16 protein-coding genes are annotated in these 15,469 nt (G+C 53.0%); 4 read left to right on the top strand and 12 right to left on the bottom strand.

Translation table 11 applies throughout. The features are described 5' to 3' along the window. Positions 1-199: 199 nt before the first annotated feature. The 3 genes from F556_RS0110925 to F556_RS0110935 are packed head-to-tail and all read right to left on the bottom strand — an operon-like array spanning position 200 to position 2,840. The gene (locus F556_RS0110925; protein ID WP_020616989.1) at positions 200-1,048 is read right to left on the bottom strand and encodes an SDR family oxidoreductase; all 849 of its coding nucleotides are present in this window, start codon (positions 1,046-1,048) and stop codon (positions 200-202) included. Beyond that, positions 1,045-2,124 carry a mannonate dehydratase gene (gene uxuA, locus F556_RS0110930; protein ID WP_020616990.1) on the bottom strand — a complete coding sequence of 360 codons (1,080 nt, stop codon included), beginning with the start codon at positions 2,122-2,124 and terminating at the stop codon, positions 1,045-1,047. Before uxuA ends, F556_RS0110925 begins: the two co-directional genes overlap by 4 nt. Then, positions 2,121-2,840, bottom strand: a complete 720-nt coding sequence (locus F556_RS0110935; protein ID WP_020616991.1) for a GntR family transcriptional regulator — start codon at positions 2,838-2,840, stop codon at positions 2,121-2,123. Before F556_RS0110935 ends, uxuA begins: the two co-directional genes overlap by 4 nt. A 189-nt stretch (positions 2,841-3,029) precedes the next feature. On the opposite strand from F556_RS0110935, the gene F556_RS0110940 reads away from it, so the two are divergent. Together F556_RS0110940 and F556_RS0110945 are read left to right on the top strand one after the other, a co-directional pair. Continuing rightward, entirely contained in the window at positions 3,030-3,635 is a 606-nt protein-coding gene (locus F556_RS0110940) for a 5-bromo-4-chloroindolyl phosphate hydrolysis family protein (protein WP_157272696.1), read from the top strand. A gap of 203 nt (positions 3,636-3,838) precedes the next feature. Beyond that, entirely contained in the window at positions 3,839-4,963 is a 1,125-nt protein-coding gene (locus F556_RS0110945; protein ID WP_020616993.1) for a toxic anion resistance protein, read from the top strand. 147 nt (positions 4,964-5,110) lie between these two features. Here F556_RS0110945 and F556_RS0110950 read toward each other — a convergent pair whose 3' ends face one another. Beyond that, positions 5,111-5,338, bottom strand: coding sequence for a sugar-binding transcriptional regulator (locus F556_RS0110950; RefSeq protein WP_020616994.1), 228 nt, complete (start codon positions 5,336-5,338; stop codon positions 5,111-5,113). Between the two features lie 122 nt (positions 5,339-5,460). On the opposite strand from F556_RS0110950, the gene F556_RS0110955 reads away from it, so the two are divergent. Further along, positions 5,461-5,676 (top strand): hypothetical protein, encoded by a 216-nt coding sequence (locus F556_RS0110955; RefSeq protein ID WP_157272697.1) that lies wholly within the window; start codon positions 5,461-5,463, stop codon positions 5,674-5,676. An 83-nt stretch (positions 5,677-5,759) separates the two neighbouring features. Here the strand turns inward: F556_RS0110955 and F556_RS38550 are convergent, their stop codons facing one another. After that, a complete protein-coding gene (locus F556_RS38550) occupies positions 5,760-5,867 on the bottom strand; it encodes a hypothetical protein (RefSeq protein WP_020616996.1) in 108 nt (35 codons plus the stop codon). Between the two features lie 248 nt (positions 5,868-6,115). Here F556_RS38550 and F556_RS0110965 point away from each other — a divergent pair, with 248 nt between their 5' ends. After that, positions 6,116-7,054: a ribose-phosphate diphosphokinase gene (locus F556_RS0110965; RefSeq protein ID WP_020616997.1), complete on the top strand. Its 939-nt coding sequence runs from the start codon at positions 6,116-6,118 to the stop codon at positions 7,052-7,054. Positions 7,055-7,130: 76 nt separating this feature from the next. On the opposite strand, the gene F556_RS36180 is transcribed toward F556_RS0110965, so the two are convergent. The 7 genes from F556_RS36180 to iolG all read right to left on the bottom strand — a co-directional run bounded on the left by F556_RS36180 (position 7,131) and on the right by iolG (position 15,445). After that, positions 7,131-8,726: an MHYT domain-containing protein gene (locus F556_RS36180; protein WP_020616998.1), complete on the bottom strand. Its 1,596-nt coding sequence runs from the start codon at positions 8,724-8,726 to the stop codon at positions 7,131-7,133. 35 nt (positions 8,727-8,761) lie between these two features. Beyond that, a complete protein-coding gene (locus tag F556_RS0110975; RefSeq protein ID WP_020616999.1) occupies positions 8,762-9,130 on the bottom strand; it encodes a DUF423 domain-containing protein in 369 nt (122 codons plus the stop codon). Between the two features lie 18 nt (positions 9,131-9,148). After that, positions 9,149-11,695, bottom strand: a complete 2,547-nt coding sequence (locus F556_RS0110980) for a sensor domain-containing diguanylate cyclase (protein ID WP_020617000.1) — start codon at positions 11,693-11,695, stop codon at positions 9,149-9,151. A gap of 29 nt (positions 11,696-11,724) precedes the next feature. Beyond that, positions 11,725-12,336: a biliverdin-producing heme oxygenase gene (locus F556_RS0110985; RefSeq protein ID WP_020617001.1), complete on the bottom strand. Its 612-nt coding sequence runs from the start codon at positions 12,334-12,336 to the stop codon at positions 11,725-11,727. 219 nt (positions 12,337-12,555) lie between these two features. Next, on the bottom strand, positions 12,556-13,557 hold the full coding sequence (locus F556_RS0110990; protein WP_020617002.1) for a LacI family DNA-binding transcriptional regulator: 1,002 nt from the start codon (positions 13,555-13,557) through the stop codon (positions 12,556-12,558). Between the two features lie 22 nt (positions 13,558-13,579). Then, positions 13,580-14,392: a 5-deoxy-glucuronate isomerase gene (gene iolB, locus F556_RS0110995; protein ID WP_020617003.1), complete on the bottom strand. Its 813-nt coding sequence runs from the start codon at positions 14,390-14,392 to the stop codon at positions 13,580-13,582. Then, complete coding sequence (gene iolG / locus F556_RS0111000) at positions 14,393-15,445, bottom strand: inositol 2-dehydrogenase (RefSeq protein WP_020617004.1); 1,053 nt, start codon at positions 15,443-15,445, stop codon at positions 14,393-14,395. Between the last annotated feature and the right edge of the window lie 24 nt (positions 15,446-15,469).

Raw genomic sequence — 15,469 nt, forward strand, 5'->3', positions numbered from 1 at the left:
AGCCAAGAAATCTGGGGACAACAGCGATTGGAAGATCGATCCGTGACTGTAGGCTTTTCTTTTCAACAACCTGAGTTATATCCTTAGTATAGCTTGCAGGGGCTGATTTCATAGTCCTAATCTTATCTAGTACCAGTGGACAGCCCAATACAAGAAGCTCCCAGCCCAATGGCCAGGAGCTCCATATCCTATAAATTACTTAAACGCCCGAGTAAGACATAAAGCCGCCATCGACCGGAACGGTAATGCCTGTAACAAATCCCGACATCTGATCGTCCACCAGCCAGATAAGCGTACCAAGCAGATCCTCGGGTTTGCCGAATCGCCGCATGGGCGTATGGGCCATAATTTTGTGTGAACGATCGGTCAACGAGCCGTCCTCATTAGTAAGCAGCCGGCGGTTCTGCTCCGTCAGGAAGAAGCCCGGCGCAATAGCATTCACACGAATTCCGGCATCCGCCATATGAACGGCCAGCCATTGCGTGAAATTATCTACCGCTGCCTTGGCCGCACTGTATGCTGGCACCTTGGTCATAGGACTGGGTGCGCTCATGGAGGACATGTTAATGACAACAGCCCCCGGACGATGGGTCATCCCGCGTGCAAACACTTGGGTCGGAATGAGCGTACCGATAAAGTTAAGATCGAAGACTTGTCCGAAGCCATCAACACTAAGATCAAAAAAGCTGGTCGTGTCAGGATCATCGACATCTTCCGAGCGGTAGGTTTCATTCGTTGTACTGCCCTTGGGATGGTTACCACCCGCACCGTTAATCAAAATATCACAGCCGCCGAATGTGTTAGTTACAAGCGCCGCTGCCGCCTCAACGCTCGTGCGGTCCAGAACATCACATGCGATAGCGATGGCGTCCCCGCCTTGTTCCCGAATGGAGGCGGCAACCGCCTCTCCTTTTGCTGCGGTACGGTTAAGAATGGCTACCTTGACCCCGTGACGCCCCAGTTCCTTCGCCATTGCTGCGCACAAGACGCCGCTGCCACCAGTCACGACAGCCGTTTTTCCTGCCAAACCTGGATGTATAGGTATCATGCTCCATGCCTCCCTATGGATTGTCGTTGCAAGGAATCCCAAATGCCCCATAAATACATAATGCCCATGGCCCGGTCATACAGCCCGTATCCCGGCCTGCACTCCTCATCCCAGATATGCCGGCCATGATCCGGTCTCGCGTAGCCTGTATAGCCTTGCTCATGATAGGCGGCAACGATATCGCAAATATCAACTGTGCCGTCTTGAGCGCGGTGCGAAGTCTCGATGAAATCGCCATTGTCATACAAACGGATATTGCGGATGTGGGCAAAAGGAATCCGGTCACCAAATTCGCGGACCATCGCGGCGATATCATTGTCCGGACGCGCGCTTAAGGAGCCACTGCACAAGGTGACGCAATTATATGGGTTATCTACCAGCGTCAGCAGCCGCCGAATATTATCGCGGGTGGTAATAATCCGAGGCAACCCGAAGATGGAATAAGGCGGGTCGTCGGGATGAATCGCCATTTTGATATCAAGACGCTCAGCTGTAGGTATGATTGCTTCCAGGAAATAACGGAGATTCTCCCACAAATCCGCCTCGGTAACCTCTCGATAAGCCTCAAAGCTGGCCGAAAGATGTGCCAGTCGTTCAGGCTCCCAGCCGGGCATGGAGTAATCCGGATTAATGGCAATTTTCCTGACCAGTTCGAGCGGGTCCATCTGATCCACTCTCGATTTCTCAAAAAACAGGGCTGTCGAACCATCCTCGAGTTCCCGGAACAGCTCGGTCCGAACCCAGTCAAAAACCGGCATAAAATTATAGCAAATCGTCTTGACGCCGACAGTAGCGAGCTTCTCCAATGTACGCTTATAATTCTCAATGTAGCCGTCGCGAGTAGGCAGTCCGAGCTTGATATCCTCGTGAATGTTAACGCTCTCAACAACATCCAGATGCAAACCATATGGGGCAACTTGCTCCTGGAGCGCCTGGATTTTCTCAAGCGGCCATTCGTCTCCAGGCAACTCGTCATGCAGGGACCAGGCGATGCCTTCAACCCCGGGTATCTGGATAATCTGCTGGAGCGTCACACTGTCATTGCCTTCTCCATACCAGCGGAACACCATTTTCATCGAAAACGCTCCTCTTCATAGTCTGTGAAATAGTGGGGATACGTAGCAATGAGCAAAGGAAGCTCCTCCTCCAGCTTACCGATATGCGAGTGCAGGATGGTAACGGTTCGCTCTTCCTCGCCTTGCCTTACAGCATCGAACAACTCGGTATGTTCTTCCAGCACAGGTCCGACATGCCGAAGCTCACGCAGCGCCAGCAGTCGCAGCCGGTTGATGTGAGCCCGCATCTGGTCTACAAAATTCAACAGGATCGAATTGCCTGCAACTCCCATGATCTGACGGTGAAAGGCTTCATCTTCTTGCAGAAACCGGTACATATCTCCCTGCTCTGCTGCTTGTCGCTGATTCGCCAAGATGTCGGTTAACCTGCGTTCGATCATCGAGCGGTCTTCCATCTTCCACATTCTAGCTGCCATTCGAAAAGCCCCTGTCTCCAGCTGCTCCCTTACGAAGCGCGCTTCACCTACCTGTACAAGTGAGATTCGCGCAATCCGTGTCCCTCGCTGGGGAAGCACCTCAATCAGCTTGTCCCCCACCAGCATTCTAATGGCTTCGCGGATCGGCGTACGGCTGACATCGAGGGACTGGGCCAGTTCGTTCTCATACAGCATCGCACCAGGCTCAGCTTGCAGGCTAACAATCCCTTCACGGATGCTCTCGTATACCCGAGTGCCCAGCGAGCGTCGTTCTTGAGGCTCCAAGGGTGCAAATGTCATCGGAATCCGCCTTCCTTTCGGTCTGTTCTTTGTCAGTTTACCACTCGTTGTGGATACTTGTATACAAGTATTTTCGGAGGCGGAGGACAATTTTCCCATTCTACTGTTTAAATTTGTTAATTTTCGGGTAAATGAAATTGCCTATTGTAGACAAGTCTGATGTGGTTGTGAAAGGAGGAAGTCTATTTGGTGCCGCTCGTGCTTCTATTGTTAATTATCGCAGCCGCAATGGTTCTCATTATTATGCTGGCCAAGCAACAGCTGACACGCACAGCAGATCAGCCGTCATCAGCTTCTCATCGAGCGAAGGCAGACGGCTATGCGCTCCCCGAGTCCCCAGGTTATTCGCTCGCATCGGCCGAGCATCCACTCTCGGGAAGAGCCCAGCAAGCTCTCGACACTGCAGGACAGCAGCTAACTCGGTTGCGCACCATAGCCGTGCGGTTGTCCGATCAAGAGGTAGCAGCCAAAATCCATGCGCTCTGTACGACGTCCGAGAGCATCTCGGAGAAAATCCGGCAAAATCCCAGCGGACTGGCCCTGGTGCAGCGCCATTATGATTACTACTTACCGACTGCGCTCGGATTAATGGAACAATATGACCGTTTGATTCATAGCGAAATATACACCAAAGAAATGGAATTCCAGGTGAAGCGCATGGAAAGCCTGCTGCCTGGCCTCCGTTCACACTTCGACAAATACTATCGCAAACTGGTGCGTCATGAACTCATTGATATTGAAGTGGAAGTCAATACCCTCGAGCAGGTTATGCGCTCGGAGCGTGTAACGGGCTAAAGTTAAGTCTCAGGCATTTGAAAAACGGCCGGAGAGGCACGGAATCGAATCTGGAGAAGCGAAGCGTTCGCCTTTGTCCCCGGATTTCAACCGCTAAAGCGGTTAAAAAACCAAGAAATCTGGGGACAACAGCGATCGGAAGATCGATCCGTGACCGGAGGCTTCCCTTTTCAATAGCCTGGAATCTAAAGGAGGACAAACCTATGATTGAATCGACACCGGCTCCTCAATCCGCAGGGGCAAGCCAAGGCACCGACCTGTCCGGCATCCTCGGACAGTTGAGCCCCATTGAGCTGGAGCAGGCCCGGAGGCTGGCAGATACGTTGTCCGTCGAGGAGTCTGGATCTGTGGCGGGATTCGGCAACACCATTCAAGAGGATATTGCTTCATTTGCCGGCTCTATCCTTGCCCAGATCAGAAGCGGGGACAGCGGAGATGTCGGCGCGGCGGTTACGGAGCTCATTATGACCCTGCAGCAGAGTCCCTCGGAGGAGAAGCCCGCACGGTCGCTAATGAACTTGCCTCTGGTAGGCAAATGGATGGCAGGCGCGAAGCGGGCGGCACAGCAAGCTCGCACGCTGGAGGATCAGGTTGAATCGATACGCGCCCAGCTCGATGCCTCTTACATTATGCTGCAAAAAGATATTCAACTGCTCGATATCGTATTGAAACGCAACTATGATTATTTTAAACAGCTGGATCTTCATATCGCAGCGGTGCAGTTGCGCCTGGAAGAGGCCATGACGGAGGAAAGGCCACGTCTGCAGGAACGGGCTGCTGAAGGCAGTGATCCCTGGGCAGACCAGCGGCTCCGCGAGGCAGAGGATTTCATTCGCCGTCTGGAGCTTCGTCTCGATGATTTTCGTCGCACCCGCTTCATCTCACTGTCCCAAGCCCCTCGCATCCGCTTGCTCCAGCAGGGCGAGCAGCTGATGATGGAGAAAATTCAATCGGTCATTTATAATCTGATTCCACTATGGAAGATGGATCTCGTGACCAGCAGCGCCCAAGCTCGCATCAGCCGGGCAATGGACGTCCATAATCAAATCAAGGGAGAGATTGAGGCGAGTATGCAGCGCAGTGCCCAGCGCCAACGTGAATTAACGCTGCATGTTGCTTCCCAGAGTGAGCAAGGGATGATCAGCATGGAGACGATGCGAACCGTCCACCAAGAGCTGATCGCTACACTCGAGGAAACCATGACGATTTATGACGAAGGCCGCAAGCACCGCTCCGAAGCCGAGGCCGAGCTGACAGAAATGGAACGCCAGCTCAAGAGCAAGTTAGCTGCGACGATCGGAGTCAGCCATACCCAGCGGTATGCTTGAGAACCACCTGGCCCCCTTAGAGTGAGCACCCGCACGAGTAGCCCTGCATCGTAATTGATGCAGGGCTACTCGTGCTTCAGAGCAAGGAACTGTTCATCATTCTCTCGCGTGGATGAAGCCTTTTACACCTCGTTAATTAACCACCTTTCACTCGTAGGGTCGGTACTTCTCCCGTAGTTGGCTGGCCATCACTTTGCGTTCTTCAACATCGCCTCTCAAGAACAGCCGGACAGTCCCTTCTTCCACTACAGGGGTCAGTTTCTTCCGTTTGACTAACGAGGACAGGCTTTGCTTGGAAATCTGTAGATAGTCGCTCACAGCGGATGCTGTCATCACATGCTGGCGAATCAGTCGAGTTATTTCCTCGCGTCTCATCTTGTAATCACCTCATATTGCCAACCATAACATGCCTTGTCCACCTAGTAAAGAGCAAACTAAAATTCTCTGTTTACAGAGGTAAATAGATATGGTATATTTAAGGTTATTTTCGAATGGGGGTGACAATTACGAGAACACCGAAGGAAGTCATCCACAACGAGGATGTCCAAACAGCCTATGCTTTGGAGACGCTGCTGCACGTCTATTCCTTACATTCATCTGACGGCCAATTGCTTTCTTGCGGCATCGTCACCGATTGGAATGAACTGACTTTCTATATTAATCATGTTCCCTATGACCGAAGTGAGCATGTGTTTCTAAATTTCGAGTCGTAATATGCGACTAACCCCCACCAGCAGCCTGGCGGGGGTTTCTGTGCGGATACTGGTTCAGATCAGAGGTGAGTTTACTGCTCCTATTAGTACAGGAACGTGCAGGAGATAATCACCAGCAGAATGAAGAGTACGAGAATTGCACCTGTGGATGTACCATGAAATCCGCCATAACCGCCTACAGCATTACCCATGTTGTTTCCTCCTTTAATTTAGGCTACACCACAAGATATGCGGCAGACGGCTAGAGGGCTGGGTGTTTTGGCAATTATTATCGCCCAATCTCAAACCGGTTGTCCCATTACAGCTTCGAGCTCTACTGCCGCAGCTCGCAGGTCCTTCTCTTCCCCATGGGCAAGTCGTTGTTTGAACGGCTCAACATTTCGTCACTTGCAAGATTATGCTATAATAGCAAGCAGATTAACAACCGTAAGGAGGACCCATGAACAAAGTAAAATTATTCTCCGGCTCGTCTAATCGGCCCCTTGCGGAGCAGATCTGCAAAAGTCTTGGCATTCCGCTGGGCAAGGTTGAGATTTCGCGTCAAGGCAGCGGCGAAATTCATGTCTCGTACGAAGAACCGATCCGGACTTGCGATGTCTTCATCGTCCAGTCTCTGTCGCATCCCGTGAATGAAAATTTGGTGGAACTGCTGATTATGATCGATGCTGCCAAACGTGCATCTGCCAAGACCATCAACTTGGTTATGCCTTATTACGGATATGCGCGCCAAGAGCGAAAATCCGCTCCGCGTGAACCCATTACAGCCAAGCTGGTCGCTGACGTTCTGACCTCGGTAGGTGCCGACCGATTGGTGACGATTGATTTGCACGCCGATCCCATTCAAGGCTTCTACGAAATTCCCGTAGACCACCTTACGGCACTAGACCTGATTACAGATTACTTGCGGAACAAGGGAATCGCCAATCCTGTCGTCGTCTCTCCTGATGCGGGACGAGCTGGCACAGCCGAGAAGCTGGCTGACAGTCTGGATTGTCCGTTTGCAATCATGATCAAGAATCGCCCTGCCCACAATATGTCGGAGATTACGCATATTATTGGCGAGGTCGAAGGCATGACGCCGATTATCATTGAAGACTTGATTGATACCGGCAGCACCATTGTCAATGTCGTTGAGGCCTTGAAGAAGAACGGTGCACATAATGCCTATGTCTGCGCCACCCATGGACTCTTCTCCGCAGATGGGCTGCAGAAGCTGGACAATCCGAATATCGAGGAAGTCGTCATCACCAATACGATCGCTCTTCCCGAAGAGCATTCCAACAAGTTCGTGATTATCCCAATGGCCCCACGATTGGCCACAGCCATCCAGATTATTACCCAGGGCGGATCGATCGACACGCTTATCAAATCCCACTGACCATAAGCATCTACACGAAGGCCTCGACCCGGGAGCATACCCGGCCGAGGCCTGTTTACGTCAACAATCGAAGTTCTCAAGAAACGTGAATCTTCTCGGTCTGAAGCGCGGGAGCCGCAGGAATCCAGAACTGGAAGGTGCTGCCCTGTCCTGGTACACTTCGTACCTGCATATCCCCCTCCATCATCTCAACAAAATGCTTGCTGATCGTCAGTCCGAGACCCGTACCTCCATATAAGCGCGTAGTCGAGGCATCCGCCTGGGTAAACGGCTGAAACAGCTTGTCCAGCTGTTCTGGCTCAATCCCTATCCCACTGTCCTCCACCTCAAACAAATAGCCGGCAGCCTCCCTCGAAGCCTCCACCACCCTGAGACGTACCTTGCCTTCACTGGTGAACTTGGCAGCGTTGCTCAATAAATTCAGCAGCACCTGCTTCAGCTTGGTCTGATCGCCAACGATCGTACCAGAGGCACATGCAATCTCCAATATATTCCCATTGGCACGAATCAGCGGAAGCACCGTGGATTCAACATCTTTGACCAAATCCTCCAGCGCAAATGCTTCAATGTACGTTTCCATCTTATCGGCTTCAATTTTGGAAATATCGAGAATGTCATTGATGAGGGTCAGCAGGTGATTACCGGATCTTCGAATTTTGTCGAGGTCCTCCATCAGCTCCTGTTGACCCAGGTCTTCCGCTTCCTCCATCAGCATCTCACTATAGCCAATAATGGCATTCAGTGGTGTTCGGAGCTCATGACTCATATTGGCCAAAAACTGGCTTTTGATTTTATTCGCTTCGATAGCCTCGTCATGCGCTTGCTCCAGCTCCGCGGTTCGCTTCGCTACCAGATCCTCCAGATGATGATTCAGCAGCAGCAGCTCCTGGTTTTTGAGCTGGATCTCATCCGATTGCTCTTGCAGTTGGTTATCCTTCTGAGAAAAACGATTGGAAATGACAATACTAAGCATGGAGAGGCCCAAAGTTAGTAAGGTGCCGATCGAAATGGTATAGGCTAGCGACGTCTGATCCAACAACATGCCAGTAGACATCTGCGAAGGATCTCTTAACTCGAAATGGGCCGCCAGCATTCCTGTGTAATGCATGCCGACTATCGCTGTACCCATAATCAGACCACTGCCAAGCTTCTTCCAAACTTCATGCCTTCCCCCTGCCTGGCGAAAATAAAAGGCCAGCCACAAGGCCGCTATCGACGCCACCAGAGCGATGATGATAGAAAGCGTGAACAATAAAGGATCGTATGTAATATTCACCTGCATGGCGGCCATTCCGATGTAATGCATGCAGGATATTCCGGCTGCGAGAGTAACGCCGCCCACCAGAAGCCGTCCGAGTGGCAACTGGGGACGGCTGACACTAATTAAGGCAAGCAGGGAGCCCAAGATGGCCGCAAATACGGACAAGATGACGAGCCCCATATCATAAGGAATCCGAACAGGTAAAGAAAAGGCCAGCATGCCGACAAAATGCATTGACCAGATGCCCATCCCCATAATGGCTGCCCCAAAGACAAGCCATCCCCAGCGGATGCTGCCGCGCGAGGTGATGATCCGTCCGCCCAAGTCGAGTACGGTGTACGAAGCGGCGACGGCAATGACATATGAGAATAAGACCAATACCGTATCATGGCTGCCATGCACATGCTCCATGGGTTACCCTCCTCTGACAAGATCCGATGACAAGACTAATTTTGCAAGAGAGCTGCCACCAGGATCGCCCATCCTGCGATGAATGCCAATCCGCCTAGTGGGGTAATGGCTCCCAGCTTGCGTATCCCCGTAATACTTAGTACATATAGACTGCCGCTGAACAACACAATTCCAATGAACAGGACCCAGCCCGCAGTAACTGCCAGAGAACCAACTGCTGCATCTCCTGTGAGCAGACCGACGACAAGAATGCCGAGTGCGTGGACGATATGATATTGAACGCCAGTCTGGTAGACGGCTAGCTGCTCCGGTTGCAGCTTTTTCTTCAGGGCATGGGCGCCAAAAGCGCCCAAAATAACAGCGACAATCATATTCAGGCTGCCAAGCAGCAGCAAGGTTTGCATCATTTCCATCCTCTCTATTTACAGACTCACAACGCGATTCTTACCGGTACGCTTGGCCTGAGCCAATGCTTTCTCCGCTTGGCGAATCAGCTTGGCATGGCTGCGCTGCAGCGTAGGCACAGTAGAAGAAACACCGATACTGACGGTCAGCGAATCGCCCATTTCCAACTGATCCATGGGAATCTGAACCGACATCACCGATTTGCGAATCTCTTCCCCCAGCTCGGCCATCGCCTGCAATTCCGTATTGGACATATACAAGGCAAAGGTACCCCCGCTGTACCGTGCGATAAACGCGTCGTTCTGCTGCTTGCCAATAGCACTAAGAACATCAGCGACCCACTGCAAGCACAGGTCTCCGCCGTGAAAGCCCTGCATCGTGTTGTACACTTTGAAATTGTCGATGTCGACCATCAAAAGCGACAAGGGCTGCTCCGCCTTCAAACAACGGTCCCACTCATGGAACAGCGATTCTTCAAAGAAACGGCGGTTAGGGATTTCAGTGAGCGGGTCCATGTTCATATACTTCTGCAGTTGGTCGGCAACATCCGTGTAGCTGTCTTGCTGACGCTGACTGCTCTCCCGGTCACGCACAATGATCCAATAGGAGGTCTTGCCTCCGAACTGCACCTGCGCAGCCGTCAGCTCCACCTCAAGCACAGTTCCATCCAGTAACGTCAATGTCTCAGACATCGATGTGAGCTGCTCTGTGGAATGCTCCAGACGATCCAGCTCGGAGAGCAGCAATGTCTCTCCCTCATTGTAAAATAATTCGTCAATTCGCTTGCCTACCATGGTGTGAGAATCCTGCGCCCGGAATAACCGGGCAGCCCGTTCGTTACAGTACACAATCTCCTTGTCCGTCAAGGTAAAGAACGCGGCTGACGAAATCTCCATCAGTTGCATGTACCGCTTCTCGTTTTCCTTGATAATGCGCATATTGAGCAGCGCCTTCTCCTCTGCCTGCAAGAGCTGATGCTCCGTTCGCCGGAGCATGACGCTACTAAAATCCGGCATCACACGACTCTCCATCTCACGCCATGGCAGAGAAGTCGACTCCACCACCTCCCGCCATTTCTCGAACGATTTGCGAGGGGATAGACGCACCCCGTCGTTCTCCTGAATGACAGCCTTGGCGGGGTCGCCGGCCCAATCCACAATCTGGATGACCTCAGGGCGGAACCAGATGATAAATTCGTTATGCTCAGTTGCAAGCGCCAAATACATGACACCCGATGCCAAATGTTTGTATTCCCGTGCGGGTTCAAATTCCTTGCTGAGTCGGGACGTATGATAGACATGGTCTACCGCCTGATCCGACAGCCAGGCTGCGAGCTCCTCTACCTCACCACGACCAGGGGTCGAGCCGAACAAGGTTAGCTCACCCTGATAACAGACGGCTGCCCCTGATGCCTTCATCAACTCAAGCAAAGCAGACTCTGAGGCTTTCAGTCGCTTCATGACAGCGGCGGCTGTGGTGTTGCCAATGAAGATACTGGAGAGCTGATTGACCCTGGTCTTCAGTTCAACCTCTTCCTGATAGTCATCAAGCTGCTGTCGTTGATAGAGCTCGTTGGAGAAGAAGGCTCCCAGGAAATTGCACAGATTGCGCATCCGATGGGTCACATACTTGACCGAATTATGATGGCATGTAATCAGTCCCCACAGCTTGCCTTCATGAATAAGAGAGATCGTCATTGTCGCCTGCACGCCCATATTGTGCAAATACTCAATGTGCAGCGGCGACACGCTTCTCAAGGTGGACAAGCTTAGATTGAGCGGTTTGCCGTTCTGGGGATGCAGCACCGGCAGAATCGGTACCGGCTGATAGCTCACATCGACAATCGTACGCAGCCAGTTCCGCAGGTAGAGCTCTCGTGCTTGTCTGGGAATATCCGAGGCTGGATAGTGATGCCCCAGAAACGGCTCCAGTCCTTTTTTCTTGGCCTCGGCGATAACCTTGCCATTCCAGTTGTCGTCAAATTCATAAACCATCACCCGGTCATAACCAAGAATAAGACGCAGCTGCTCTGCCGTGACCTGGCTCGCCTCAAGCCTGCTGCCAGTCTGCTTAATAATATTGAAGAACGTCTGAATCCATTCAAAATCGTTCTGTTCCGTGGAAGCCTCATCGTCCCCCGCCTCCAGCTCCAGAATGAGCGTATTGTCACTCTCATGCATAATGGCGAAAAAAGGCTTGTTGCCTGAAGGCGTCTGCAGCGTCACATGCATGTAATTCAGTGCGGAGGGAATCGAGCGGTTGCGATACAGCTTGACCATATTGTCCAGCTCCTGCGCAGGGACGAGCTCGCGCAAGCTCATGCCCAGCATCAACGCATGTTCGATGCCGAGCACCTGCTCTGTATTCGTACTGCACTGAATGATTGTATAATCTTCTGTGGAAACGGCCAGCAGGACGCCATGCGGCTGTATGCTGCCTGGGATATGGATAGGTTCCTTGTCGCAATTGGTCAGGTCGATCGGATCCTTGAGGATATAATCGCCCTCGGTGAGGAGCGTACGGTTCAGCAGCTCTTTGTTGTTCTTGTTGCTCGCATCAGACATCCGTTCCATTCCCTTCTATAATGCTAACTCTAATGGGCAGGTGGCAAGGTATCGGTGATCCAGCGGTCCAGCAGCACGAACGTATCCCTAGCTGCCTCAATCATCTGTGTTTCTTTTTCTGCACTGTCTGCCTCCGCTAGCAGCTCCTGGCGGAACGCTTGCCAGCGTTCCCGCGTGTCTGCACCATAGCTATTAAAATATCGTCCGTTATCCGCCGGGTCGATCGGCAGGTATTGCGACAATTTCTTCGTAATCATCTGGCCTCCCAGCGTGGAGCCCTCCAGCACGTACAAGCAGCCCAAAGCCCTGGCGCGTGTAGACACATCCGGCAAGGAATCGCATTGAGGTACCGTATCAAGTGCAGTCCGATCCAGGCCAAGTGCCATCAGGTCATGCTCCAGCCAGGCTGTTTTGTTGCGGGAAGGCTCGGTAAGTGCGCTTCCCGGGGGCTGCTCGACGTCTTCGAAACGTATCTCCAGCGGCTTGATGAATCCGTAAAATTTAACCAGATACGCTTTATATTGATCCATCGTGAGATGATTATTCATAATGGCGGTGGCATATTCATTTTCTTCAATCTGCTCGTGCATTGGCGCCGTTTCGTCCTTGAGACGATTAAGAATAGTAGATGCCGTCGTCATAGGTTCCGCCTCCTTTTTTTACAATACTCTAATCATACCATTAAACCACAGTCAATAGCACTAGCACATAATCATGCAAAACGAATCGTATTTCATCCACGGGAAACTATAATATAAATGTAAAAAAAAGGTCCTCGCGAACGCCGGAGGTATCTTCCGACGTACGTGAGGACCACGTGCACACATGTGGCTCATTAGCAAAACACTTCATTAGTATTATCAGGTCACTGCCGCCGTTGACGCCCGCACGATCAGCTCGGTGCGCAGGGCAATTCGTCTCTTCACTGTCGGCTCGTGACCAAACTCCTCCATTAACAGATCTACTGCCGCCGCGCCAAGACGCGCCATGGGCTGTGCGATCGCCGTGAGCGGCGGGTCCGTCACATTGGCCAGAATCGTGTTATCAAAGCTGATGATGGAGAGCTGTCTGGGCACATCGACCCCTGCTTCTCTGGCGGCTTGCAGCGCACCTACGGCAAGCAGATCATTACAACAGAAGAGGGCTGTGGGCCGATCAGCCGCAGCGAGCAGATGGGCAGCCTGGCGCTTGCCATCTTCAATCCGGTAGCTGCATTCACGCAAGGCGGTCTCGGGCAGCTCAACTTGAGCTTCAGCGAGTCGCTCCCGAAAGCCCCGCAGCCGTTCCCTGCTGCTGACAATACCCAGCTGCTCCACTAGTACGCCTACCCGGCGGTGACCATTGGCCAGCAGATGTTCAGCAGCGAGTCGGCCGCCGTAGCGGTCATCCGCAACCACGGTATGAACCTCTACCGAGGGAACCTCCCGCCCGATGACAACGGCAGGCGTGGTCCGGCTCAGCTCGCCGAGCACCTCAGTGCTGCTCAGCCCCGTACCGATGATGATGCCGTCAACCTGCTTCTGACGCAGCACCGCTAGGTATTGTGCAATTCGTTCGTCCCGGTTATCGGTGCTGCAGATGATGATACTGTATCCGAGCTCGTGCCCGCGATCTTCCACGCTGCGGGCCACCTCGGCGAAGAATGGATTGGCAATGTCAGGGATCAGCAGTCCCAGCGTATACGTATGCTTGCCAGTCAGCGCCGAGGCAATCCGGCTTGGCTGGTACTGGAGTCGTTCCATAATCGCAAAGATCTCGCGTCGTTTATCTGCACTGATCTTCCCTTTATGATTGATGACCTTGGATACCGTAGCGATGGACACACCGGCTTCCCGCGCGATGTCATAGATCGTAGCTCTCATCTTCATTTCCTCGCACTGGGCGCTATTTGCGAACTAGCCACTCATGATCTGGATCATTGTAGAACTTCCAGGTCCGTCGCGGCCCGGCCATGACGTTGAGATAATACACCTCGTAGCCTGCAGGTGCACCAACCGGATGATAGCCGCGGGGCACCATCACGGCCTGCCTATCGCCAACCGCCAACGTCTCATCCAGTGAACGATCATCCGTATACACCCGCTGCACAGCGAACCCCTGGGGGGGATCGACCCGGAAATAATACGTTTCCTCCAGCAAGGATTCCTGTGGCAACGCGTCCCGGTCATGCTTGTGAGGCGGATAGCTGGACCAGTTCCCTTCCGGAGTAAAGACTTCCACCACCAGCAAACTGTCTGCTGGCTCCTGCTCCGGCAAAATATTATGGACCAGCCGTTCCGTACTGCCGCTGCCCCGCTTCTCCACGCCCACCTCTGGCGGTGCAATCAGCCGGGCGGCGTGCCCGCCACCGGTGGCAGGCGCTTCACAGATCGCCAACTCTAGTGAAGTAATGGCTGTAATCCGGTAGTCTTCACCACCAGGAACATAAACCGAATAGGGCGGAATCTTCTCGAACACGTTCATCCGCTTGCCGATTCCTTCCCAGGTCTGGCCGGCAGCCGACACGTCGGCACGACCGCTGAGCAGCACCAGGCAGACCTCTTGGTCTCCCGTATGGCGTTCTAACGACTGGCCGGGCTCGAGCTGCAGGGCTTCAAACCCTACATAGGTCCACCCCGCCGATTCCGGCGTAATGCGCAGCAGACTGCCATCCCCAGCCGGCTGCTTGGCTGATGGTACAATCAATGGATTACTCATCTACATGCCTCCTTCATGCGTGGTCGCAAGCTTGCGGAGCTGTCTCGCCTCATCCAGTCTCACCGGACGATTCAGCTTCAGCGAGTGCCGGGCGGCCAATGCCATCAGCTCTGCCTGATACCCGTCCCTGCCATCGACCGGAACCGGGATGCTGCCGCCCAGGGCGGAGACGAACTGCTTCAACTCTTCAATATAAGCTTCGGTGTAGCGTTCCAGGAAAAAATGCAGCGGTTTGTCGCGCTTTACGCCGGAGGCCGTATGAACCTCCGCCGTGTTGGGATAGTCATTGGCAACTGCCACGCTGCCACCCGACCCGAACACCTCGATACGCTGATCATAGCCGTATACGGCTTGACGGCTGTTGTCGATGACCCCAAGCGCTCCATTCTCAAAGCGGATGGTCACGATCACTGTATCTACATCATCATACTGTGCAAAAACGGGATCCACGAGCACGCTGCCAAAGGCATGGACCTCTACCGCTTCGCTGCCCGTCAAATACCGCGCCATATCGAAGTCATGGATCGTCATATCCATGAAGATGCCGCCTGACGAGCGGATGTACTCCGGACTTGGCGGAGCCGGGTCGCGGGAGGTGATCTTGACCAGGTGCGGCTGACCGACCTCTCCACTCAAGACCAGTTCTCTGGCTCTGCGGAAATTACGATCAAACCGTCGGTTAAAGCCAACCTGAAGCGTCACGTTAGCCGACCGAACAGCTTCGAGGGCTTCCGCCGTCTGCTCAATCGATAGGCTGACAGGCTTTTCGCAGAAAATGTGTTTGCCCGCCGCAGCTGCCTGCTTGATTAACGGCACATGCGTATCAGTCGGTGAACAGATCAGCACCGCGTCTATCGCGGGATGATCAAGCACCTCCTCGCTACGAGTCGTTACCAATCCGATACCCAGCTCTAGCGCCCACTTGCGCAAGCTGTCATCTGCGAACGGATCACTGATGGCGAGGACCTCAGCCTCGTGCAATCGACCCAAATTCTCTGCGTGAATCCTGCCGATGCGTCCGGCGCCAATAATCCCGATTTTGATTTTTTCCATGACTTGTGCTCCTTTTCTTGCTGC

The sequence above is a fragment of the Paenibacillus daejeonensis DSM 15491 genome, from assembly GCF_000378385.1.
Classification (GTDB): Bacteria; Bacillota; Bacilli; order Paenibacillales; family Paenibacillaceae; genus Paenibacillus_D; species Paenibacillus_D daejeonensis.

Coding starts and splice junctions, on each gene's coding strand:
- F556_RS0110925 (WP_020616989.1), bottom strand. CDS start 1,048: ATGATACCTATACATCCAGGTTTGGCAGGAAAAACGGCTGTCGTGACT.
- uxuA (WP_020616990.1), bottom strand. CDS start 2,124: ATGAAAATGGTGTTCCGCTGGTATGGAGAAGGCAATGACAGTGTGACG.
- F556_RS0110935 (WP_020616991.1), bottom strand. CDS start 2,840: ATGACATTTGCACCCTTGGAGCCTCAAGAACGACGCTCGCTGGGCACT.
- F556_RS0110945 (WP_020616993.1), top strand. CDS start 3,839: ATGATTGAATCGACACCGGCTCCTCAATCCGCAGGGGCAAGCCAAGGC.
- F556_RS0110950 (WP_020616994.1), bottom strand. CDS start 5,338: ATGAGACGCGAGGAAATAACTCGACTGATTCGCCAGCATGTGATGACA.
- F556_RS38550 (WP_020616996.1), bottom strand. CDS start 5,867: ATGGGTAATGCTGTAGGCGGTTATGGCGGATTTCATGGTACATCCACA.
- F556_RS0110965 (WP_020616997.1), top strand. CDS start 6,116: ATGAACAAAGTAAAATTATTCTCCGGCTCGTCTAATCGGCCCCTTGCG.
- F556_RS36180 (WP_020616998.1), bottom strand. CDS start 8,726: ATGGAGCATGTGCATGGCAGCCATGATACGGTATTGGTCTTATTCTCA.
- F556_RS0110975 (WP_020616999.1), bottom strand. CDS start 9,130: ATGCAAACCTTGCTGCTGCTTGGCAGCCTGAATATGATTGTCGCTGTT.
- F556_RS0110980 (WP_020617000.1), bottom strand. CDS start 11,695: ATGTCTGATGCGAGCAACAAGAACAACAAAGAGCTGCTGAACCGTACG.
- F556_RS0110985 (WP_020617001.1), bottom strand. CDS start 12,336: ATGACGACGGCATCTACTATTCTTAATCGTCTCAAGGACGAAACGGCG.
- F556_RS0110990 (WP_020617002.1), bottom strand. CDS start 13,557: ATGAGAGCTACGATCTATGACATCGCGCGGGAAGCCGGTGTGTCCATC.
- iolB (WP_020617003.1), bottom strand. CDS start 14,392: ATGAGTAATCCATTGATTGTACCATCAGCCAAGCAGCCGGCTGGGGAT.
- iolG (WP_020617004.1), bottom strand. CDS start 15,445: ATGGAAAAAATCAAAATCGGGATTATTGGCGCCGGACGCATCGGCAGG.